This is a genomic window from Rhizobium quercicola, from assembly GCF_021168455.1.
Taxonomy (GTDB): domain Bacteria; phylum Pseudomonadota; class Alphaproteobacteria; order Rhizobiales; family Rhizobiaceae; genus Ferranicluibacter; species Ferranicluibacter quercicola.
Genome location: NZ_JAJOZR010000011.1, coordinates 170,752 through 192,306 on the forward strand (window position 1 = coordinate 170,752; position 21,555 = coordinate 192,306).

Annotated in this window: 18 protein-coding genes and 1 tRNA gene; 10 read left to right on the forward strand and 9 right to left on the reverse strand. The window is 65.3% G+C overall.

The window, feature by feature from the left end:
* Positions 1-136: 136 nt before the first annotated feature.
* Together LRX75_RS17575 and LRX75_RS17580 are read left to right on the forward strand one after the other, a co-directional pair.
* Positions 137-1,165, forward strand: coding sequence for a four-carbon acid sugar kinase family protein (locus LRX75_RS17575; protein ID WP_231815973.1), 1,029 nt, complete (start codon positions 137-139; stop codon positions 1,163-1,165).
* A 3-nt stretch (positions 1,166-1,168) separates the two neighbouring features.
* On the forward strand, positions 1,169-1,864 hold the full coding sequence (locus tag LRX75_RS17580) for a FadR/GntR family transcriptional regulator (protein ID WP_231815974.1): 696 nt from the start codon (positions 1,169-1,171) through the stop codon (positions 1,862-1,864).
* An 11-nt stretch (positions 1,865-1,875) separates the two neighbouring features.
* Here the strand turns inward: LRX75_RS17580 and LRX75_RS17585 are convergent, their stop codons facing one another.
* Genes LRX75_RS17585 through LRX75_RS17595 form a run of 3 tightly spaced genes read right to left on the reverse strand, consistent with a single transcriptional unit; the run spans position 1,876 to position 5,149 of the window.
* The gene (locus LRX75_RS17585; protein ID WP_420851226.1) at positions 1,876-2,994 is read right to left on the reverse strand and encodes an iron-containing alcohol dehydrogenase; all 1,119 of its coding nucleotides are present in this window, start codon (positions 2,992-2,994) and stop codon (positions 1,876-1,878) included.
* Between the two features lie 5 nt (positions 2,995-2,999).
* Positions 3,000-3,956 (reverse strand): 4-hydroxythreonine-4-phosphate dehydrogenase PdxA, encoded by a 957-nt coding sequence (gene pdxA, locus LRX75_RS17590; protein WP_231815976.1) that lies wholly within the window; start codon positions 3,954-3,956, stop codon positions 3,000-3,002.
* Complete coding sequence (locus LRX75_RS17595; RefSeq protein ID WP_231815977.1) at positions 3,953-5,149, reverse strand: sialidase family protein; 1,197 nt, start codon at positions 5,147-5,149, stop codon at positions 3,953-3,955. Before LRX75_RS17595 ends, pdxA begins: the two co-directional genes overlap by 4 nt.
* Before the next feature lie 321 nt (positions 5,150-5,470).
* Between LRX75_RS17595 and LRX75_RS17600 the strand changes: the two genes are divergently transcribed.
* The 7 genes from LRX75_RS17600 (at position 5,471) to LRX75_RS17630 (ending at position 12,895) form a co-directional block, all read left to right on the forward strand.
* Positions 5,471-6,970, forward strand: coding sequence for an ABC transporter substrate-binding protein (locus LRX75_RS17600; RefSeq protein WP_231815978.1), 1,500 nt, complete (start codon positions 5,471-5,473; stop codon positions 6,968-6,970).
* Positions 6,971-7,066: 96 nt separating this feature from the next.
* Entirely contained in the window at positions 7,067-7,981 is a 915-nt protein-coding gene (locus LRX75_RS17605; RefSeq protein WP_113148918.1) for an ABC transporter permease, read from the forward strand.
* 10 nt (positions 7,982-7,991) lie between these two features.
* Positions 7,992-8,915, forward strand: coding sequence for an ABC transporter permease (locus LRX75_RS17610; RefSeq protein ID WP_231815979.1), 924 nt, complete (start codon positions 7,992-7,994; stop codon positions 8,913-8,915).
* Positions 8,908-10,524: an ABC transporter ATP-binding protein gene (locus LRX75_RS17615; protein ID WP_231815980.1), complete on the forward strand. Its 1,617-nt coding sequence runs from the start codon at positions 8,908-8,910 to the stop codon at positions 10,522-10,524. Before LRX75_RS17610 ends, LRX75_RS17615 begins: the two co-directional genes overlap by 8 nt.
* Before the next feature lie 45 nt (positions 10,525-10,569).
* The gene (locus LRX75_RS17620; RefSeq protein ID WP_231815981.1) at positions 10,570-11,457 is read left to right on the forward strand and encodes a dihydrodipicolinate synthase family protein; all 888 of its coding nucleotides are present in this window, start codon (positions 10,570-10,572) and stop codon (positions 11,455-11,457) included.
* Positions 11,458-11,592: 135 nt separating this feature from the next.
* Positions 11,593-11,668 (forward strand) — tRNA-Lys (locus LRX75_RS17625).
* Between the two features lie 291 nt (positions 11,669-11,959).
* Positions 11,960-12,895, forward strand: a complete 936-nt coding sequence (locus LRX75_RS17630) for a dihydrodipicolinate synthase family protein (RefSeq protein ID WP_231815982.1) — start codon at positions 11,960-11,962, stop codon at positions 12,893-12,895.
* 83 nt (positions 12,896-12,978) lie between these two features.
* Here LRX75_RS17630 and LRX75_RS17635 read toward each other — a convergent pair whose 3' ends face one another.
* From LRX75_RS17635 to xylF, 4 genes are all read right to left on the reverse strand, one after another.
* Complete coding sequence (locus LRX75_RS17635; protein ID WP_231815983.1) at positions 12,979-13,965, reverse strand: aldo/keto reductase; 987 nt, start codon at positions 13,963-13,965, stop codon at positions 12,979-12,981.
* Between the two features lie 286 nt (positions 13,966-14,251).
* On the reverse strand, positions 14,252-15,037 hold the full coding sequence (locus LRX75_RS17640) for an ATP-binding cassette domain-containing protein (RefSeq protein ID WP_231816012.1): 786 nt from the start codon (positions 15,035-15,037) through the stop codon (positions 14,252-14,254).
* Between the two features lie 53 nt (positions 15,038-15,090).
* Entirely contained in the window at positions 15,091-16,404 is a 1,314-nt protein-coding gene (locus tag LRX75_RS17645) for a sugar ABC transporter permease (RefSeq protein WP_231815984.1), read from the reverse strand.
* Positions 16,405-16,550: 146 nt separating this feature from the next.
* Complete coding sequence (gene xylF, locus LRX75_RS17650) at positions 16,551-17,591, reverse strand: D-xylose ABC transporter substrate-binding protein (RefSeq protein WP_231815985.1); 1,041 nt, start codon at positions 17,589-17,591, stop codon at positions 16,551-16,553.
* 207 nt (positions 17,592-17,798) lie between these two features.
* Here xylF and LRX75_RS17655 point away from each other — a divergent pair, with 207 nt between their 5' ends.
* Entirely contained in the window at positions 17,799-19,028 is a 1,230-nt protein-coding gene (locus LRX75_RS17655) for an ROK family transcriptional regulator (protein ID WP_231815986.1), read from the forward strand.
* 6 nt (positions 19,029-19,034) lie between these two features.
* Here LRX75_RS17655 and LRX75_RS17660 read toward each other — a convergent pair whose 3' ends face one another.
* Positions 19,035-20,681, reverse strand: a complete 1,647-nt coding sequence (locus tag LRX75_RS17660) for a Na/Pi cotransporter family protein (RefSeq protein WP_231815987.1) — start codon at positions 20,679-20,681, stop codon at positions 19,035-19,037.
* Between the two features lie 171 nt (positions 20,682-20,852).
* On the reverse strand, positions 20,853-21,515 hold the full coding sequence (locus tag LRX75_RS17665; RefSeq protein ID WP_231815988.1) for a TetR/AcrR family transcriptional regulator: 663 nt from the start codon (positions 21,513-21,515) through the stop codon (positions 20,853-20,855).
* Positions 21,516-21,555: the final 40 nt, after the last annotated feature.

Here is a 21,555-nt window from a genome sequence, read left to right on the forward strand (position 1 = left end):
GCGGCCGCTGCAGGGGCGGCACGACCGCAACGCGTCTGGAAACGCCTGAATATCTGTCATATTCAGACAGAAAATCTTGACAAATCAATACGCCATGTTCGAATAAAGATGACAACTTATTGCGGAGGCTGTCATCTTGCTGGTCATTCTTGCCGACGATCTCACGGGCACGCTCGATGCCGCCGCGCCCTTTGCCGCGCGGGGCTTGACGGTCGAGGTCGCCCTGACGCCCGCTGCGATCCCCGGGGCTCTGGCCGATGGACCGGATGTTCTCTCGATCAACGTCCGGTCGCGGGAAGTCGGTGCGGCCGCCGCGCAGGCGGCGACGCGGGCCGTTCTCGCCGCTCTGCCGGCGGATGCCGTGCGCTTCAAGAAGGTCGATTCGCGGCTGAAGGGACATATCGCCGCCGAGCTCGACGGGACGCCGTTTCGGGCGGCGCTGGTGGCGCCGGCGATCCCGGATTTCGGCCGCATCGTGCAGGGCGGAAAGGTCACCGGCTTCGGCGTCGATGTGCCCATTCCCGTCGCCGGGCGTCTCGGCCCGCATGCCGAGAAGGCGCGGATACCGGACACGGCCGACATGCCGGAGATGGCGTCAGAGCTCGAGGCGGCTCTGGCTGCAGGCATCGATCTGCTTGTTGGCGCACGCGGCCTCGCCGAAGCTCTGGCGCGGCGGATGACCGGCGATGCGCCGGCCATCGGCGCGCCGGTTCCGGCGGGCCCCGGCCTCTTCGTCATCGGCTCGCGCGATACCATCACGCTGGCGCAGATCGACCATCTTCGTCTCCGTCATGCCCCGGCCTATCGTGCCGCACCGAACGGACGCCTTACGCCCGACCATTGCGCGGGTTCGGTCCTGACGCTGGTGCAGGCCGTTCCCGGCGAGGACGAGGTGTCGTCGCTCGAGGTTGCGCACCATCTCGCTTCGGGCGTCTTTCCCGGCTGCGTCGAGCCCTCGGCGACCTTGGTCCTCTCGGGGGGCGCCACGGCCGAGGCTGTGCTCGAGCGCATGGGGATCCATCGGTTCCGGCTGATGGGGGAATGCATGCCCGGTCTTGGTGTTGCCTTTGCGAACGGGCATTGCATTATCGCGAAATCCGGTGGTTTCGGCGGGGCGGAAACGCTGAGCGAGATTGCCGCGCAGATGCTTCGGGACGGGGGTTGAGGGATGGGACTGGAAGCGGGAACGACACGCAAGAGCCTCGGCGACGTGGTCTTCGAGCGCATGCACCGCGCCATCAAGTCCGGAGCCTACCAGCCGGACGAGCGTCTGCCGACGGAGCATGATCTGGCGGCGGAATTCGAAGTGTCGCGTCCGATTATCCGCGAGGCGCTGCGGCGGCTGCGGGAGCAGGGCCTGATCTACTCCCGCAGAGGTGCGGGAAGCTTCGTGCGGGCATTGGGGCTGAAGGAGCCGCTTGGCTTCGGGCAGCTCGAAAACGTCGCGGATCTTCTCAATTGCTACGAGTTCCGGCTGACGCTGGAGCCGGCGGCGGCCAGCGCTGCCGCGGCGCGGCATACGGAGGCGAGCCTCACCGCCATCACCCAAGCGCTGGAGCTGATGCGGGACGCGACCAACCGGCAGTCCCATCGCGTGGATGCCGATTTCGAGTTCCATCTCGCCATCGCGCGGGCGGCGCGCAATTCCTACTTCTCGACCGCCATGGAAGCTCTGAAGGAGCATATCGCCGTCGGCATGAAATTCCACGGCGCGTCCGTGAAGCGCGACAGCGCCGGGCTTGCCCGGGTTTTCGGCGAGCACGAGGCCATCGCCAAGGCCATTGCCGCGGGCGATGGCCCGCTCGCGGGACAGTTGATGCGGGAGCATCTGACCGGATCGCGCGAGCGGCTGTTTCCCAACTGAGCGTTCGGCCGTCAGTAGGCGGCGCGGTAGATGGCGAGCACGTCCTCGACGGTCATGTCGGTCGGGTTGTTGTCCATCAGGCGACGGTTGGCGTGGGCGTCCGCCGCATAGACCGGCAGGTCGGCCTCAGTCGCGCCATGCGCCCGCAGCGACATCTCGATGCCGAGATTGCGGCAGAAGGTGTGGGCGGAGCGCAGGAGATCATCCTGCGACAGCCGTTCGCCCAGCCCGAGAGCCTGCGCGACCTCGGCCGATTTGTCCGCGGCCACCGGCTGGTTGAAGGCAAGGACCTGCGGGAAGATGATGGCGTTCGCCAGGCCATGGGGCAGACGCAGGCGCGTGCCCAGGGGGTAGGCGATGGCGTGGCCCGCCGCGGTGTTGACCGGACCGAGGCAGATGCCGCCGTAGTAGGAGGCGAGCATCATGCCCTCGCGGGCTTCCGTATCCGTGCCGTCGCGGACGGCACGGGCGAGAAAGCGGCCGACGAGACCGATGCCCATGCGGGCGAAGCCGTCGATCATCGGATGGGCACGGCGGTTGGTGAAGGCCTCGACGCAATGCGCCATGGCATCCACGCCGGTCGCGGCCGTCACGGCCGGCGGGACGGAATAGGTCAGCTCGGGGTCGAGCACGGCGACATCGGCGATCAGGTGCGGGCTTTCCACCGCGATCTTGTTGCCTTTCTCCGGATCGGTGATCAGCGAGCGGATGCCCGCTTCGGAGCCAGTGCCGGCGGTGGTCGCGACCTGCACGAGGCGGGTGCGGCGACCGGCGACCTTGTTCGGTCCGGCCACGTCGGCAAGCGTCTGGTCGCCGTCCCAGAGGGCCGCCACCAGCTTGGCGACGTCCAGCACCGAGCCGCCGCCCAGACCGATGACGAGATCCGGGCTGCAGCCGCGCGCGGCCTCGATCGCGGCATCCAGCGTCGCGATGTCGGGTTCGCCGGGAATGCCGTCGAAGACGGTGATGCGGCCCTTCAGCTCGAGGCGGTCGATGAAGCCGGCGGTGATGGGCGTCGCGATGACGAGAATGGAGGTCGCGTCCGCGGCCCAGGTGCCGACGTCGCGGATGGTGCCGGCGCCGACGACGAGGCGGCGCGGCTGGTGAAGGGTGATGGGCGCGATAGTCATGGCGGTCATCCCTGCTCTGTCTTGCCGGCAACGAGCTTGCGGGCATAGGCGATCGCCTCCAGCATGTTGCCGTGATTGGCGATGCCCTTGCCAGCGATGTCGAAGGCCGTGCCGTGATCGACCGAGGTCCGGTCGATGGGCAGATCGACGGACACGTTGACGGCCGTGTCGAAGGCCACGAGCTTGATCGGGATGTGCCCCTGATCGTGGTACTGCGCGACGATGAGGTCGAAGGCGCCGGTATAGGCCCGGTGGAAGACGGTATCCGCCGAGATCGGGCCGTGTGCGTCGATGCCTTCGGCCCGCGCGGCCACGACGGCCGGGCCGATCTGGTCGTCGTCCTCGGTGCCGAAGAGACCGTTCTCGCCGCAATGCGGATTGATGCCGGCAATGGCGATGCGCGGCGCGGCATAGCCGATGCGCTTGAGATGGGCGTCGCCGGCGCGAATGGTGGCGAGCACGCGCTCCGTCGTCGCCCGCTGGATGGCTTCCTTGAGGGAAACATGGGTGGAAACGTGGATGACCTTCAGCTTTTCGGAGGCCAGCAGCATGTAGGCGGCCTTGGATCCGGTCAGGCTGCGCAGCATGCCGGTATGGCCGTCATAGTGGTGGCCGGCAAGATTCAGCGCTTCCTTGTTGATCGGCGCGGTGACGATGCAGCCGATGGTTTTCGCCTCGGCATCCCGCACGGCCTTCTCGATGAAGCGGAAGGCGGCGTCGCCGGCGACCGGACTCAGCTGGCCCCAGGCGAGCGGCGCGCCCTCGACGGCCAAGTCCACGACGTAGGGCGCGAGATCGATGTCGAGGCCCAGCGCATCGCGCGCCGCTTCGAGCGTCGGCAGATTGCCGTAGATGCGGGTGCGATCCCGGTCTTCCCCCGTCATGTCGAGAAGGGCGCGCACGGAAATCTCCGGGCCGACGCCGCAGGGGTCGCCCATGGTGATGCCGATGATGTTGCTCATGAAAGTCTCCGTCCAGCCGCACTGTCCCAGCCGGGAGCCAGGCGGACATGTTTGATCGCGCGACGATGGTAGGTATAGGCGAGGTGCAGCGTCCCGTCCGGCTCCTCGAGCAGCCAGGGATAGGACATTTCCTTGTTGCGGCCGTCGATGGAATCGTTCGACAGGCAGGTTCCCGGCCCCGTTTCGATAACGAGCCGTTCCGGGAACGTCAGGCCGTCATCGGTCGAGAGGCAGAGGGCGACCGGTGCCCGCGGTACGCCCCAGACCGGCACGCAGCCGCCCGTGGGGTCCGCATCCGGCCGGTCGTCCGCCTCGCCGAGCTCGTCATAGAGCGAGGCGCGACGCTCCGACGACTGACTGGCATTGACGGGGTTGCAGATGATGGCGAGCCGGCCATCCCGCAGGCGGGTGGCGGCGATGGAGGAATTGTTGTTCGGCACATCCGTGGGGGCAGGCGCCGACCATGTCCGTCCGCCGTCCGTCGTCTCGGTGCGATAAATGAAATCGGCCTGCCGGCGGCGGAAGAAGGCGGCGTAGCGGTCTTCTCCGAGGCGGACCGGCCCGAGATGGACGCACCCGACGGAGGCGTCGATATCCTGCAGTCGCCATGTTTCGCCGCCATCTCCGGAGATCGCGACGGCGGCGGTGTCGTGGCTGCCGTTCCATTTCTGGTTCGGTCGCTGGATGCAGCGGAAGATCGGCAACAGCCAGGCGCCATCCGCCCGGACGACGATGCCGGCGCGCACGAAGCAGCCGCGCGGCAGGTCGAGATAGCGCCCGCCCGGCGCGGTGAGCACGAGCGGATCGTCGGCATCGCGAAAGACCTCGACCATCCGGATCCGGCATTCATCCTGATTTCCGGAGGGCTGTGCGGTGTGGAACAGCCACAGCCTGCCGTCCGGCGCGGCGAAGACCATCGGGTTCTGCTCGGAATGAGCCGGATCGTGGCTCAACCGCTGCGGCGGCCCCCAGGCCGATGCGCCTTTGGGGAGCACGCAGGCAAAGATCGAAATATCCGACTTTCCTTCCAGCGTACCGCCGAACCAGGCGCAGACGAGCGCGCCGTCCTCCAGGCGATGCAGAAAGGCGGCGTGGTTCTGAATCATCGGCGAGGGAAGCAGGGCTTCGTCCCGCCCTGAGGCCACGGGTAAAAGGGCTCCGCTCATGCCGCGGGCGATGTCTTCGGGATTCATCTCGTCCTCCATGGCCGCCAAAAGTCACGGAATTTGTCTAGTTGTCAAGTTTTGCAATGTCAAAGAAGCGTGGTATTCTCAACCTCTAAAATATTATTGTGCTGAAAATATTGATTTATTTCACGGAAAATTTTTTGTGAGAAATGACATTCGAAATTAATTTGACAAACTCGTGGTGAGGTCCGATGGTATGGCCAGCCTAAGCGAGAGGAAGCTCGGGACAACGCACATGCCGGCCGGACGTTTCGAGCGGCAGCGCGACATCCATGCTCCGAGAGGGCCAGGGTCGCGGTCAACGGATGGAAGAGGGAGGAGATTATCGTGAAGAAAACACTGATTCTCGGCGCGCTGATGATGTGCACCGCCTTGACGCCGGCATTTGCCGCGTCCGGCCCGGTCAAGATCGTGTTGGCTGAAGAGGCCGACCTGCTGGAGCCCTGCATGGCGACCCGCTCGAACATTGGGCGCGTGATCATGCAGAATGTCAGCGAGACGCTGACGGAACTCGACGTGCGCGGACAGCAGGGCGTCACCCCGCGGCTGGCCGAAAAGTGGGAGCAGAACGCCGACGGTTCCTGGCGTTTCCATCTCCGCCAGGGCGTCACCTTCTCCGACGGCACGGCCTTCGATGCCAAGGACGTGAAGCACAGCTTCGACCGGATCTTCAGCGACAAGAACGCCTGCGAATCCCGCCGGTATTTCGGCGGCATGAAGATCGAGGCGAAGATCGTCGACGATCATACGGTCGATTTCAACGCGGATCCCGTTCAGCCGATCCTGCCGCTCCTGATGTCGCTTGTCACCATCGTTCCCGAGGAGACGCCGCTGGAGTTCATCCGCGAGCCCGTCGGCACCGGACCGTACAAGCTCACCAACTGGACGCCGGGCCAGCAGATCGTGCTGACCGCCCGCGACGACTACTGGGGCGCAAAGCCCGACGTGACGGAAGCGACCTATCTGTTCCGCGCCGATCCGTCCGTTCGCGCCGCGATGGTGCAGGCCGGCGAGGCGGATCTCGCGCCGTCGATCTCGCAGCTCGAAGCGACCAATGCGGCCACCGACCTGTCCTATCTCGACAGCGAGACCGTCTATCTGCGCATCGACCACAACATTCCGCCGCTCTCCGACGTGCGCGTCCGGCGTGCGCTGAACCTTGCGATCGACCGTCAGGCGTTCCTCGGAACGCTCGTGCCGGAAAGCGCAGTTCTCGCCACGGCCATCGTGCCGCCGACGACGCTCGGCTGGAACCCGGATGTGAAGCAATTCCCGTTCGATCCCGAAGGCGCAAAGAAGCTGCTCGCGGAAGCCAAGGCCGATGGCGTGCCGGTGGAGACGCCCATCGAGGTCATCGCCCGGTCGGCGAACTTCCCGAACGTCACGGAAATCATGGAAGCCATCCAGGGCCAGCTCCAGGATGTCGGCTTCAAAATCAATCTGAAGTTCGTCGAAGTGGCCGAGCACGAGGGCTACTATTCCAAGCCTTTCAAGGAAGGCCGCGGCCCGCAGATCGTCGCCGCCATGCATGACAACTCGAAGGGCGATCCGTCGTTTTCGATGTTCTTCAAATATGCCACGGAAGGCACGCAGTCCGGCTTCTCCGATCCGAAGGTGGACGACCTGATCAAGCGGGCCTCGGCTGCCGTCGGCGACGAGCGGGCCAAGCTTTGGTCCGAAGTCATCGCCTACCTTCACGACGATGTGGTGGCCGATGTCCTGCTCTTCCACATGGTCGGCTTCGCCCGTGTCTCCGAGCGTCTGACGTTTACGCCGACGATCGCAACGAACTCGACGCTCCAGCTGTCCGAGATCAAGATCAAGTAAGGCCGGATGGCGGGCGCTTCGCCGCCCGCCACGGCAGCACGGCAGCGGCGGGATGATCCCGCCGTCTCATGCCGCAGAGTTTCTGGCGAGGATGCCATGTTAAGCTTCATTCGAAAACGCGCCATCGCCAGCCTGATCTCCCTCGTCGGATTGATCGTGCTGGTGTTCTTTCTTTCGCGGCTGACCGGCGATCCGGCCGCGCTCTTCCTGCCCGTCGAGGCTTCGGCCGAACTGAAGCAGCAGTTCCGCGAGCTGCATGGGCTCAACGATCCGCTGATGGTGCAATTCGCGCATTATGTCGGCGATGTCCTCACCGGCAATTTCGGCGAGTCGCTGCGCAAGGCGCGTCCGGCGCTCGACGTGGTGCTCGAAGCCTTCGTGTGGACGCTCTGGCTTGCCGCCATCACCATGTCGCTCGTCACGGGCGCGGCCATCCTCGTCGGTTCGCTCGCCGCCTTTCGCGCGGGCGGCTTCTTCGACCGCTTCTCGTCGATCGTCTCGCTCATCGGCGCTTCCGTGCCGGATTTCTGGCTCGCGATCGTCGCGATCGTCGTTTTCTCGGTCAATCTCGCCTGGCTCCCCACGTCGGGCACGGGCTCGATCTGGCACTGGATCCTGCCGATCTGCGTGCTCTTCGTGCGGCCCTTCGGCATCATTGTCCAGATCGTGCGCGGCTCGATGATCGGGGCGCTCTCGTCCGCCTATGTCAAGACGGCGCGGGCGAAGGGCGTGAAGTCTGGGCCGATCATTTTCATCCACGCGCTGCGCAACGCCATGCTGCCGATCATTACCGTCATCGGCGACCAGGCTGCCAGCCTGCTCAACGGTGCCGTCATCGTCGAGACGATCTTCGGCTTTCCCGGCGTCGGCAAGCTGATGATCGACAGCATCCTGCAGCGGGACTTCAACGTCGTGCTGGCGGCGATCCTGGTCACAGCACTCGCGATCTTCCTCATGAACCTGTTGATCGACCTCGCCTATGCGCTGCTCGATCCGCGCATCCGGCATTGAGGAGAGACGCATGACGCTCCAGACCATCGACGCGCCGCTGTCCGAAGACCCATCCTTCCTCGTGCGCATGGGCCGCATGCTGTGGGCCGACAAGTTCGCGCTGTGTGCCGCGCTCTTCCTTCTGATCGTCCTGCTCCTCGCCATCATCGGCCCACACTGGCTGGGCGATCTCGCGACCAAACAGAACCTGCGCGGCCGCAACGCCGCCCCGTTCGACTGGGAGCGCGGCTGGGTGTGGTGGATGGGTGCCGACGCGCTCGGACGGCCGCTGCTCGCCCGCATCGTCGTGGCGACGCAGAACACGCTGATGGTCGCGGCAGGCGCCGTTGCCATCTCCTCCATCACCGGCACGCTGCTCGGCCTCATCGCCGGCTTCTCCTCGCCGCGCGTCAACCAGATCATTATGCGACTGGCCGACGTGATCATGTCGTTCCCGTCGCTGCTGATCGCGGTCATCGTGCTCTACGTTCTCGGCGCCTCGATCCTCAACCTCATGCTGGTGCTCGCCATCACGCGCATCCCCGTCTATCTCCGCACCACGCGGGCCGAGGTGCTGGAAATCCGCGAGCGGATGTTCGTGCAAGCCGCGCGGGTCATGGGCGCGTCCAGCAAGCGCATCCTCTTCCGCCACATTCTGCCCGTGGTGCTGCCGACGCTGACGACGCTGGCGACGCTCGATTTCGCCTATGTCATGCTCGCCGAAAGCGCGCTGTCCTTCCTCGGCATCGGTATCCAGCCGCCGGAAATCACCTGGGGCCTGATGATCGCGCAGGGGCGCCAGTACCTGCAGAATGCCTGGTGGCTGTCGTTCTGGCCGGGCCTTGCCATCATTCTCACGACCATGTCGCTGAATCTCCTGTCCAACTGGATGCGGATCGCGCTCGATCCCGTGCAACGCTGGCGCCTCGAAATGAAGGGTCGCAAACATGGCTGACCATCTCCTGGAGGTCCGCAACCTCTCCGTGGAATTCCACACCGCCGTCGGCGTCGTGAAGGCGGTTCGCGACATCTCCTACCATCTGGATCGCGGCGAGACGCTGGCCATTCTCGGCGAGAGCGGCTCGGGCAAGTCCGTCTCGTCCTCCGCCATCATGAACCTCATCGACATGCCGCCGGGGCGGATCAGCGGCGGGCAGATCCTGCTCGACGGCGTCGATCTGCTGACCATGCCGGCGCAGGCGCGGCGCGAGGTCAACGGCCGGCGCATCGCCATGATCTTTCAGGATCCGCTGAGCCACCTCAATCCGGTCTACACCGTGGGCTGGCAGATCCGCGAGGCGCTGACGGCGCATGGGACGGATGGCGCCAAGGCGCAGGCCGAAGCCCTGCGGCTGATGGGCCGCGTCGGCATTCCCGACCCGGAGCGCTCGCTCGACAAGTATCCGCACGAGTTCTCCGGCGGCCAGCGCCAGCGCGTCATGATCGCCATGGCGCTCGCGCTGCGGCCGGACCTGCTGATCGCGGACGAGCCGACGACTGCGCTCGACGTGACCGTGCAGGCGGAGGTTCTGGCGCTGCTCGAAGAGCTGCAGCGGGAAACCGGCATGGCGATCCTGATCATCACCCACGATCTCGGCGTCGTCGCCGAGGTCGCCGACCGCGTCGTCGTGATGGAGAAGGGGCAGCTGGTCGAAAGCGGTACGGTGCGCGACGTCTACCGCAATCCCCAGCATCCCTATACCCGCAAGCTGATCGCGGCCGCCCCCGGAAAGGGCGAGATGCACGCGCCTCTGCTCCGGGTCGAGCCCGTGCTGCAGGTGCGCGACGCCCGCAAGACCTATGGCGCCTTCGACGCGCTGAAGGGCGTCTCGTTCGATCTGATGCCCGGCGAGACGCTGGCGGTGGTGGGTGAGAGCGGATCGGGTAAATCGACGCTGGCGCGCATCCTGCTGCGCCTTGACGAGCCGACCAGCGGCAGCGCGCTGTGGAAGGGCAGGGACCTTTTCCAGATGGGCGCTGCGGAACTCTACAAGCTGCGGCGCGACCTGCAGATGGTCTTTCAGGACCCGACGCAATCGCTGAACCCGCGCATGACCGTCTACCAGCTCGTGTCGGAAGCCTGGGTCATCCATCCGGATATCCTGCCCAAGGCCAAATGGCGCGCCCGCGTGGCGGAGCTCCTGGTGCAGGTCGGCCTCGGCCCGGAGCATATGGGGCGGTACCCGCACCAGTTTTCCGGCGGGCAGCGGCAGCGCATCGCGATTGCGCGGGCCCTGGCGCTGGAGCCGCAGCTCATCATCTGCGACGAGGCTGTCTCCGCGCTCGACGTGTCGGTACAGGCGCAGGTGATCGCGCTTCTCGACAATCTTCGCAAGACCATGGGCATCGCCTTCATCTTCATCGCGCACGACCTGCCGGTGGTGCGGGACTTCGCCGACCATGTGATGGTGATGCAGAACGGCAAGGTGGTGGAACTCGGCACCGTTCGCGAGGTCTTCGAGACCCCGCGCGAGGCCTATACGCAGGCGCTGCTCGCGGCCGGTCTCAACCCCGACCCCGACGTCCAGGCCGCCCATCGCGCCGCCCGCCTCCAGCGGGCCTGAGGCCTGCGGCCCTTGCCGCACCAATCGAGAATTCAGGAGAACGTCATGTCCAAGAAAGCCTTCGTCGCGCTCGTCACCTGCTTCAACGACGATGAAACGATCAATTATGCCGCCACCCGCGCGCAGGTGCGCCGGCAGGTCGCGGCCGGCAACAACATCATGTGCGCCGGCACGAATGGCGACTTCTCGGCACTGACCTATGACGAGAAGGTGCGGTTGACGGAAGAGGTGGTGGACGAGGTCGGCGGCAAGGTCGATGTCATCGTCAATGCAGGCATGCCGGCGACCTTCGAGACGCTGAAGCTCGCCCGGGAATTCGACCGCATCGGCGTGACCGGCATCGCCGTCATCACGCCCTTCTTCATCGCGTGCACGCAGGATGGCCTGATCCGGCATTTCTCGACGGTCGCGGATGCGGTGCAGACGCCGGTCTATCTCTACGACATCCCCGCCCGCACGCAGAACCACATCGAGCCGGAAACGGCGCGGGCGCTGTCCGCGCATGGCAACATCGCCGGCATCAAGGATTCGGGCGGCGCCAAGGAGACGCTGGAGGCCTATCTCGCAGTCGGCAAAAGCGTCGAGGGCTTCGAGGTCTATTCCGGTCCGGACCATCTCGTGCTCTGGTCACTGCAGAACGGTGCCGCAGGCTGCATCTCCGGTCTCGGCAATGCCATGCCGGACGTGCTCTCCGGCATCCTCAACGCCTTCAACAGCGGCGATATCGCCGAGGCGGAGCGCCAGCAGGCGATCTACACCGCATTCCGCACCGACCTCTACGCGCTCGGTTTTCCCCCGGCGCTGGTCAAGCGGGCGCTCTACCTCACCGACCCCTCTGTCGGCGCCAGCCGCCAGCCGGCCTTGCTGCCCGACCGCGCGCAGGATGAAAAGATCGCCGTCATCCTTCAGCGCTACGGTCTCGCGACGGCCTGATCGGCGTTCTCGAGATTTCCCGCGGGACATCGCAAAAAGATGCCTGCTGCAACTGGACAAGCCGGACGAAGGTCTTTATACGCCCGGTCACACCGCAGCGATGCCGTGTGACACTGCGAACAAGCGGTGTGGGATGGGTGATTAGCTCAGTTGGTAGAGCAGCTGACTCTTAATCAGCGGGTCGTAGGTTCGAACCCTACATCACCCACCAAACTCTTTTACGGCACATTGCGATGATGTTTGACCGCGCTTCCGGCGCGGTTTTCGTCGTTTCCGTCTACCTCGGTCCGGGTCCTGCGTCTCCCAGCGGCGCGCCGCCATTGTCTCTCCCTCCGTCCAATTCTGAAAGGGCTCGCGGCCGCGATTCCGATCCCAGCAACTCTTGCTGAAATTCTCTGTATTTATTTTGTCGACAGAGATTGCTCGATTTGCTAATGCCTGTTCAACTGCGGGCAAGCGATGGGGAACATCGTCTTATCCGCGCTTCCCTAGGAGAGATGAGATGACCGATTCCGTTTTCGCCGGCTGCATTCCCGCCCTAATGACGCCGTGCCTGCCCGATCGCACGCCGGACTTCGATGCGCTGGTGCGCAAGGGTCGCGAGCTGATCGATCTCGGCATGTCGGCCGTCGTCTATTGCGGATCGATGGGCGACTGGCCGCTCCTGACGGACGAACAGCGGCAGGAGGGCGTTCGGCGTCTGGTGGAGGCGGGCGTTCCCGTCATCGTCGGCACGGGCGCCGTCAGCACGGCCTCGGCTGCCGGGCATGCTGCGCATGCCGCGAAGGTCGGCGCCAAGGGGCTGATGGTCATTCCGCGGCTTCTGTCGCGCGGCTCGTCGCTCGCCGCCCAGAAGGATCACTTCTCGGCCGTTCTGAAAGCCGCCGACGGCCTGCCGGCCGTCATCTACAACAGCCCCTATTACGGCTTCGCCACCCGCGCCGATCTCTTCTTCGCTCTGCGCGCCAGCTTCTCGAATCTCGTCGGCTTCAAGGAGTTCGGCGGCAAGGCCGACATGACCTATGCGGCCGAGAACATCACCACCGGCGATGACGATCTCATCCTCATGGTGGGCGTCGATACGGGCGTCTATCACGGCTTCGTCAATTGCGGCGCCGGCGGCGCCATCACCGGCATCGGCAATGCGCTTCCCAAGGAAGTCCTGCACCTCGTCGCGCTTTGCGAAAAGGCAGCGGCCGGCGACGCCGAGGCGCGCCGCGATGCGAAGGAGCTGGAAGAAGCGCTGTGGGTGCTTTCTACCTACGACGAAGGCCCGGACCTCGTCCTGCACTACAAATATCTGATGGTGCTGAACGGCGACGCGGAGTACGAGCTTCACTTCAACGAGGGCGATGCGCTGAGCGCCTCGCAGCGTCGCCACATCGAGAACCAGTACACGCTGTTCAAGGCCTGGTACGCTTCGCGCTATCCCGCATAAAAAGCCTCGCCTGACGACATGAAAAAGCCCATGCCGCTAACATGCGGCATGGGCTTTCGTCGTTTCAGGGCTTGTGTCTCAGCCTACCATTTCTGGTGGACGTGCGGCGCGATCAGGCTCTTGTAGATCTCGCGCGCGGCGGCCATCACGTCGCTCGACAGAGGCGCGAGATCGGCAGCGGCGGCATTGGCGCGAGCCTGTTCCGCATTGCGGGCACCGGGGATGACCACCGTAACGGCGTCGCTCATCAGGATCCAGCGAAGGGCGAAAGCGGCCATGGTCGCGCCCTGCGGCACCAGCTTGCGCACCTCTTCGACCGCCTGCAACCCGACCTCGAAGGGAACGCCGGCAAAGGTCTCGCCGACGTCGAAGGCATTGCCGTTTCGGTTGAAATTGCGGTGGTCGTCGCTGGCAAAGCTCGTGTCCGCCGTGATCCTGCCGGACAGGAGGCCGCTTGCGAGCGGCACGCGGGCGATGACGGCGATGTTCTTGCGCCGGGCTTCCTGGAAGAACAGGTGGTCCGGGCGCTGGCGGAAGAGGTTGTAGATGATCTGGATGCTGACGACGCCGGGATAATCGATCGCCTTCAGCGCTTCCTCGACCTTTTCGACCGACACGCCATAGCCGCCGATCTTGCCCGCCGCCTGAAGCGCGTCGAGGCCTTCGAACACCTCGGGACGATAGAGAACCTCGGTCGGCGGGCAGTGCAGTTGCACGAGATCGAGAATCTCGACGCCGAGATTGGCTAGGCTGCGGTCGATGAAGCCTTCGAGGTTTGCCTTGGTGTAGCCCTCGGCGACATGCGGGTTCAGCCGACGGCCGGCCTTGGTGGCGACCATCGGCCGCGTGCCGCCGCGCGTCTTCAGCACGTCGGCGATGATCTTTTCCGAGCGGCCGTCGCCATAGACGTCGGCGGTGTCGATGAAGGTGATGCCGGCATCCAGCGCCGCATTGAGGGCCGCACGACCATCGGCCTCGCTGACGTCGCCCCAGGAACCGCCGATCTGCCAGGCGCCGAAGCCGACATTGGACACGGTGAACGGCAGTCTGCCGAAGGAATGGTTCTTCATGATGATCTCCCTTGAGGATGTCCGGTGAACGGGCGTCCTCCGAAATCCTCTATTCTCTTGTTCTGTTGCACTGTCCGGCGCCGAAGCGATGTCGCTTCGGCTGGAAATGCCGACGTCGAATTCCCCTGAGCGACCCGAATTGCGGCCCCTCCGAGTGCCTTCCGGTCGAAGGCTATGGCCGAACGACATGGTCCTGGCAAGCAAAGCCATGCTCGCGGCGGAGGTTCCCGAGACAAAGCCGGGCATTGCTGAAATGCCCGGCTCGATGACGCGTGATAAGGGGCTGTCAGGCCGTCTGCATGGCACCGGGGCCGGCAATGGCTTTCGGCGGCACCTTGCCGAGGATGATCATGCCGAGCACTTCGTCCTTGGTGACGTCCTCAGTGCGGGCGTGGCCGACGACCTGCCCGTTCTTCATGACGGAGACCCGATCGGCAAGATCGAAGACGTCGTGAATGTCGTGGCTGATGAGGAAGATGCCGATTCCCTCGCGCTTGAGCTGGCGGATGAGGTCGCCGACCTGCGCCGTTTCCTGCGGGCCGAGCGCGGCGGTCGGCTCGTCCATGATGAGGATGCGGGCGTCGAACAGGATCGCGCGGGCGATCGCCACGGATTGCCGCTGTCCGCCCGAGAGCGCCTTCACCGGCTCCTTGAAACGGCGGAAGTTCGGGTTGAGCCGGCCCATCACTTCGCGGGCCTTGGCTTCCATCGCCACGTCGTCCAGCGTTCCCCACGGGGTGCGCAGTTCGCGCCCGAGATAGAGGTTTGCGGCCGCATCCACATTGTCGGCGACGGCGAGCGTCTGGTAAATCGTCTCGATGCCGTATTTCTTGGCGTCGCGCGGATTGCCGATCTCGGCCGGCTCGCCATTGATCAGGATCTCGCCGGCATCGCGCTTGTAAGCGCCCGAGAGGATCTTGATCAGCGTCGACTTGCCGGCGCCGTTATGGCCGAGAAGCGCCACAACCTCGCCGGGGTAGAGATCGATCGAGGCATTGTCGACGGCGTGGATGCCGCCGAACGAGATCGAGACGTTCTTCATCTCGACGAGCGGCGTGCCGGACGCGGTGATCGCGGCTGTCGAAGGGGTGCCCTGGGGTGTTGTCGGGGTCATGATCGGCCTCCTTACTTGGCGCGCGCGCGATAGACGGTGTCGAGCCAGACGGCGACGACCAGCACGAAGCCGACGACGATGCGCTGGAGCGGGCTGTCGATGCCGAGAAGCACCATGCCCGACTGCAGGGACTGCATGACGAAAGCCCCGAGCATCGCGCCGGCGATGGTGCCGACGCCGCCGGCCAGCGACGTCCCGCCGATGACGGCGGCGGCGATCGTGTAGAGCTCGTCGAGCTCGCCCTGCGCATTGGTGGCGGCGTTGAGGCGGGCGGTGGAGATGGCCGCGGCGATGGCGCAGAGAATACCCATCAGCGCGAAGATACGCACCGTCACCCAGCGGGTCTTGATGCCGGCGAGCTCCGCCGCCTCCTGGTTTCCGCCGATGGCGAAGACGTAGCGGCCGAAGCGCAGGCGGGTGGAGATGAAGGTCATCACGATGCCGACGGCGATGGCGATGAGGACGGGAACGGCGATGCCATGGGCGATCTTCAGCCCGCCTTCCGGAACGGGAATGGCGTTCGCCTCGGCATAGCGCATGGCGATGTTGACCGGCCAGTAGTAGCTGTTGGCGACGAGCACGGCCCCGATGACGACCGCGCAGGAGAGGGTGGCCAGCACATATTCCGCCCAGACCGGCCGGCGCGGAAAGCCGAAGCGCTTGCGCTGCCTGCGGGCGTTGAGAATGGCGCCGACGATGGCGAGGCAGGCGATGAGCCCGACAATCCAGCTGGCGGTGGCGCCGATGGAGCCCTCCGTGCCGCCGCCCATCAGGCGGAAGGTCGCGTTCATCGGGGCGACCGTTTGCCCCGATGTGACGAACCATGTGGCACCGCGCCAGACGAGCAGGCCGCCAAGCGTGACGATGAAGGAGGGTACGCCGAGAAAGGCGATGATGACGCCGTGGAGCGCGCCGATGAGGCCGCCGACGACCACGCCGCAGGCAAGCGTGACGATCCAGATGAGCGCGCTGTCGAGGCCGAGATATTGCGGCAGGATCTGCGCCTGCAGGATGCCCATCACCATCCCGCAGAAGCCGAGCACGGAGCCGACAGAGAGATCGATGTTGCGCGTGACGATGATCAGCACCATGCCGGTCGCCATGACCGCGACGGACGAGGTCTGCACGGTGAGGTTCCAGAGGTTGCGCGGGGTCAGGAACAGGCCGCCCGTCAGCATGTGGAAGCCGATCCAGATGACCAGCAGCGCGCCGATCATGCCGAGCAGGCGCGTGTCGATCTCCGTGGCGCGAAAGAAGCCGCGAACCGGATTTTCGGTCGTCGTTCGTGCCGGGTTGAATTGTATGGTGTTGGTGGTTTCGGCCATGGCCTCGTCGTTCTCCCTCCTGGACCGGGCAGGTGTGCCGCATCTGCGCGACCGTGCCCCCGCCTGCGCAGATCCTTGCTTTGCGAGATCGGGGCGGACGCGGCATGCCGATGCCCCGTCCGCCCCGTTTCACGTCCGATGGACGATCAGTTGCAGGCGGCGACCGCGCCGGCCTTCACGCCCTGGCAGGCTTCTTCCTTGCTGATCCACTTGGCGTCGATCACGGCATTCAGATTGTCCTTGGTGATCGGCATGGGGGAGAGGAAGACCGACTTCATGGCCACCTTCTTCGGGCCGCCTTCGAAGGTCTGGACGTCGGCAATGGCGTCCATCTTCTTGCCGTTGGCCAGCTCGACTGCGATTTCCGCGGCGCGCTTGCCAAGAACGCGGCTGTCCTTCCAGACGGACACGGTCTGGGTGCCGAGCGCCACGCGGTTGAGCGCCGCCTTGTCGGCATCCTGGCCGGAGACGGGCACCGAACCTGCCAGCCCCTGCGCGTCGAGCGCCGCGATCGCGCCGCCGGCGGTGCCGTCATTGGAGGCGACCACGGCATCGACCTTGTTGTCGGCGGCGGTCAGGAACTGCTCCATGTTCTTCTGGGCCAGCTCCGGCTTCCAGCCATCGGTATAGGCTTCGCCGACATTCTTGATCTTGCCGGCATCCATCGCGGCCTTCAGCACTTCGACCTGGCCGGAGAAGAGGAAATCGGCGTTCGGATCGGACGAGGACCCCTTGATGAAGACGTAGTTGCCTTCGGGCTTCGCCTTCAGCACTTCCCGGGCCTGCATGCGGCCGACTTCCTTGTTGTCGAAGGTGATATAGAAGGCGGCGGGGTTTTCGATCAGGCGATCGTAGCCGACGACCGGAATGCCTTCGGCGGCAGCCTTCTCGATGGCCGGGCCGATGGCGTCGCTGTCCTGCGCCAGCACGATCAGCGCGTTGGCGCCCTGCGAGATCAGCGACTCCACATCCGTCAGCTGCTTGGCGGCGGAGGACTGGGCGTCGGCGGAGATGTACTTGTCGCCGGATGCTTCGAGTGCCGCCTTGATGGCAGCCTCGTCGGTCTTCCAGCGCTCTTCCTGGAAGTTCGACCAGGATACGCCGACGACGAGGTCCTTGGCCTGCACGGCGGAGTGCAGGGATACGATGACGGCAACGCCGGCCATGAGTTTCAGAACGGATTTCATCAAAACCTCCCAAACGCGGCTGACCGTTCGCGCGAACCTCCCGCACGACCCCCGCCCAGCCCGAAAACCTGCCGAACCCTCCTCCTGAGAGTTTTTTCTCGACAGTCGAGAAAATAGATGTCAGAGATTTTCAGGGCTGTCAACACGGTCATTTCTGGGGTTTTTGCGGCGATTTCGCCGTTTCGGGCAGGAAAGGTCAGGCTGCACATGCTCATCAAGTCCGGCTCCGAGCAGATGCGCCAGCACAACGTCCTGCTCGTTCTCTCGAGTCTGCGGCGCCATGGTCCGCAGTCGCACACCGACCTTGCGACGCGCACCGGACTGTCCTCGGCGACCGTCTCCGCCATCACCAATGAGCTGGAAAAGGCAGGCGTTCTCGAGCGCAGCGAGCAACAGCCGGGGGCAGGGCGCGGGCGGCCGCGGGTGCTCTTTTCGCAAGCGCGCGATTGCGGCTATCTGATCACCGCCCAGATCTCGTCGGATGCCGTGCAATATTCGCTGGTCGATTATGCCGGCCGCCTGATCGACCGGTTCGACGAGGCGCGGTGGCACGATGCCCAGAGCGCGGCCCGCTTCGCGCCGCAGTTTCGCGAGGCGCTGGGGCGGCTCGCGGAGCGTTCGCGGCTTCAGCGCGAGACCGTCTTGGCCATCTCGATCAGCAGCAAGGGAACGGTCGATGCCGACGGGCATCGCCTGCTCTGGTCACCCTTGCTGGGCGGGCAGGAGATCGACTTTGCCGCTCTGCTGGCGCCGGAGTGGCGCGCCGTGGTGACGCTCAGCAACGAGACACTGCTGGTGGCGCAGGCGCTCGGGATCGCGGCGGAACCGTCCGCCGAACACCATGCCCTCGCGGTCGTCTCGCTCGGTCACAGCATCGGCCTCGGCATCGCCCGCCTGGGGCGATACGACGAGGTGGAGGCGAGCGCACCCAATTTCGGGCACATGCTGCACGCGCCGGGCGGCGGGCTCTGCCGCTGCGGCGGGCAGGGGTGCATCGAGGCGACGGCCGGGTTTTACGGCATCCTGCGCACGGCCTTTCAGGTGCCGGCGGATACGATCCCGGCGAAGTTCGTGCCGCTGCCGGAGATGGACAAGATCGCGCAGACGGCGCGCAGTGGAAACCGGATGGCGGGCTATGCCTTCCGTCAGGCGGGGCTGGCGCTCGGCAATGGCCTGTCGCGGCTGATGAGTTTCCACGGTCGCCTGCCGGTCGTCTTCACCGGGCCGGGAACGCGCTATTTCGACCTGCTCGCGCCGGGCATTGACGAGGGGCTTTCTGCCTCGCACGAGGTGCGGCTGAAGGGGCGGCCGGAGATCACGGTCCATCCCGACGAGCAGCGGCTCGTCTTCGAGGGGCATCTCGACCGCGCACTGACGGGTATGGATCAGGCCATCGCGGAAGCCCGCCTCTCGCCCTCCGAGAAACGGTCCGCCTGACGTGGTTCACACGCCGAGCGTCTTCAGGCGGCTCTCGCGCAGGAGGCCGCTCGCATCCATGATCGGATGGGCGACGGAGACGATATGGGCGTTGATGCGCTTCAGGTCGCGCAGCATGTCGAGATGCAGCGAGCTGGTCTGCAGGCTGTCGGCATGGCCGTCGCGCAGGCGCTGGAAATGCCGTTCGGCCGATTGCTTCTCCAGATTGCGGACCTCGACCTTCACCTCCATCAGCTGGCGGGCAAGGTCCATGTCGCGGGTGACGAAGATCGTCTGGGCGATGCGCAAATTGTCGATCGTCATGTCGAACAGGGTCTGCAGTTCCTGAAAGCCGGCATCGGAGAATTTGAGCCCGAGCGTGATCTTCTTCGTCACCTGGTCGAGCAGCCCTTTCTCGATGATGTCGCCGACATGCTCGAGGTTGATGGCGTAGTCGACGATGACGATGGAGCGCCGTCCGTTCTCGTCGTCCAGACCCTTCCGGCCGAGCTTCGAGAGATAGATCTTCACCTCCTGCTGCAGGCTGTCGACGCTGTGCTCCAGCGCAGGGATCTGGCGCAGCGGCGCCATGTCGTTGGTGCGGAAGCTGTCGGAGGCGAGAATCAGCATGCGCTCGATGAGGTCGCCGACGCCGAGCACCTCGCGCGTGGCGCTGGTCAGGGCGACGACGGGGGTGGAAAGCTCGTGGTCGTCAAGGAATTTCGGCGCGTTCTCCCGTTCGGGCTGGTCCGGCACCATGCGCATCATCAGGATCGACAGGCTGCGGGCGAAGGGCCAGGCGGCGATCGCCAGCAGGATGTTGAAGATCAGATGCGCATCGACCGGCAGCTTTTCCGGGGGCAGGGGCAGCCGGCCGAGCAGATCCGCGCCGATGCCGGCGAGCGGCAGCGCGACGAGACAGCCGCAGCTGCGCACGATCAGATTACCGAGCGTCACCCGGCGCGCCGCCGGTGGCCCGTTGAGCGTGGCGACGAAGGGCGGGATGGCGCCGCCGAGATTGGCGCCGAGTACCAGCACGACGATGAGACCGGGCGAAAGAATGCCGGTGGAGGCGAGCGACAGGATCAGAACGACGATCGCAAGGCTGGAGGACGACACGAAGGCGAGCACCGCGCTGAAGATGAGCGCGACCAGCCAGGCGCCGTCGAGAAGCGCGATGAAGGCGGCGAGCGCCGGCGACACGCGCATCGGCTCGGTGGCAAGGCCAAGCAGGTGCAGCGAGAGCAGCATGAGGCCGATCCCGATCAGCGCCGTGCCGCCGCCCTGCCGTCCGCTGTGCTTGCCACGATAGAGCACGGTGCCCGAGAGAATCAGCAGCGGCGAGAGCCATTCGATGCCGGTCGAGACGATCCAGGCGGTCACGGCGGTGCCGATATTGGCGCCGAGAAGCACGATCTGCGCCAGCCGCTGCTTGACCATGCGCCGCTCGACGAAGGATGACACCATCAGCGCCGTGGCCGTGGAACTCTGAAGGGCCACGGTCGCCACGAAGCCGGAAAGAAAGGCCCGCCAGCCGCGCTTCGTGCCCGTCGCCAGGCCTGTGCGCAGCCGGGCACCGAAGGCGCGCGATACCCCGTCCTTGACCAGCGACAGGCCGAAAAGCAGGAGCGCGATGGCGCCGAACAGGTTGATCATGACGATGGTGGATTGCATCGGTCTCTATCCCGGCATGTCCGGCAGGTGGGGCTTCGCCTGCAGACATCGGGGAGCATAGGATGCGCAGGCAAGCGGGGCAACGATGCTGCCGAACGTAGCGCATGGCATGCGCTCTGCACGGTGCCGCTGCGACGCCGTCCGTCGTTCCCTCTTGTTCACGCGAGTGCGTCAGGAGGCCTGTGCGGGTACCTTCGGCATCAGCGAGGGGCGCATGAGCGACAGCAGATGCTCGATGCGGCCCTCCCGCTCGCGATCCGTCATCGGCAGCGGCCGGCGGATCAACGCCGTCACCAGCGATTCGCCGATGATGGCGCCGACGAGGAGGCTTGCAAGGTCCGACGGGCGCTCCGCCCTCAGGCGACCGGTCGCGTTGAGCCGGGAGAGGATGGCGGTCAGCTTTTCCTTGCAATAGCGCAGGCCGTTGTCGTGAAAAGCGGCGGCGAGTTCCGGCGCGTGCGCGCTTTCGGAAATCACCAGCCGGGTGATGTTGATCTGCCGGTCGGAGAGGACGAAGGCCGAGAGCCGCGACAGGATATCGGCGATCACGGCATCGGCCGGCTGATTCTCCTCCGGCATGTCCAGCCGGATGCCGTCGCGCATGACCCGGTCGATCAAGGCGACGAACAGATTCTCCTTGGTACCGAAGCTCCGGTACACCGTCTTCTTCGACATGCCGCAGGCCTTGACCACGTCGTCCATGTGGGTCGAGCGATAGCCTTGCGAGACGAAACAGCGTTCGGCGGCATCGAGGATCTGGTCCCGGCGGTCGGCTTCGCTGAGTGCGGCGGGACGTCCGGGTTTTTTCTTGATACTGTATCCGCAGATGCTCATGAGGGCCCTCTTGACTTTCGGAAACCGATGAGTTTTCTAT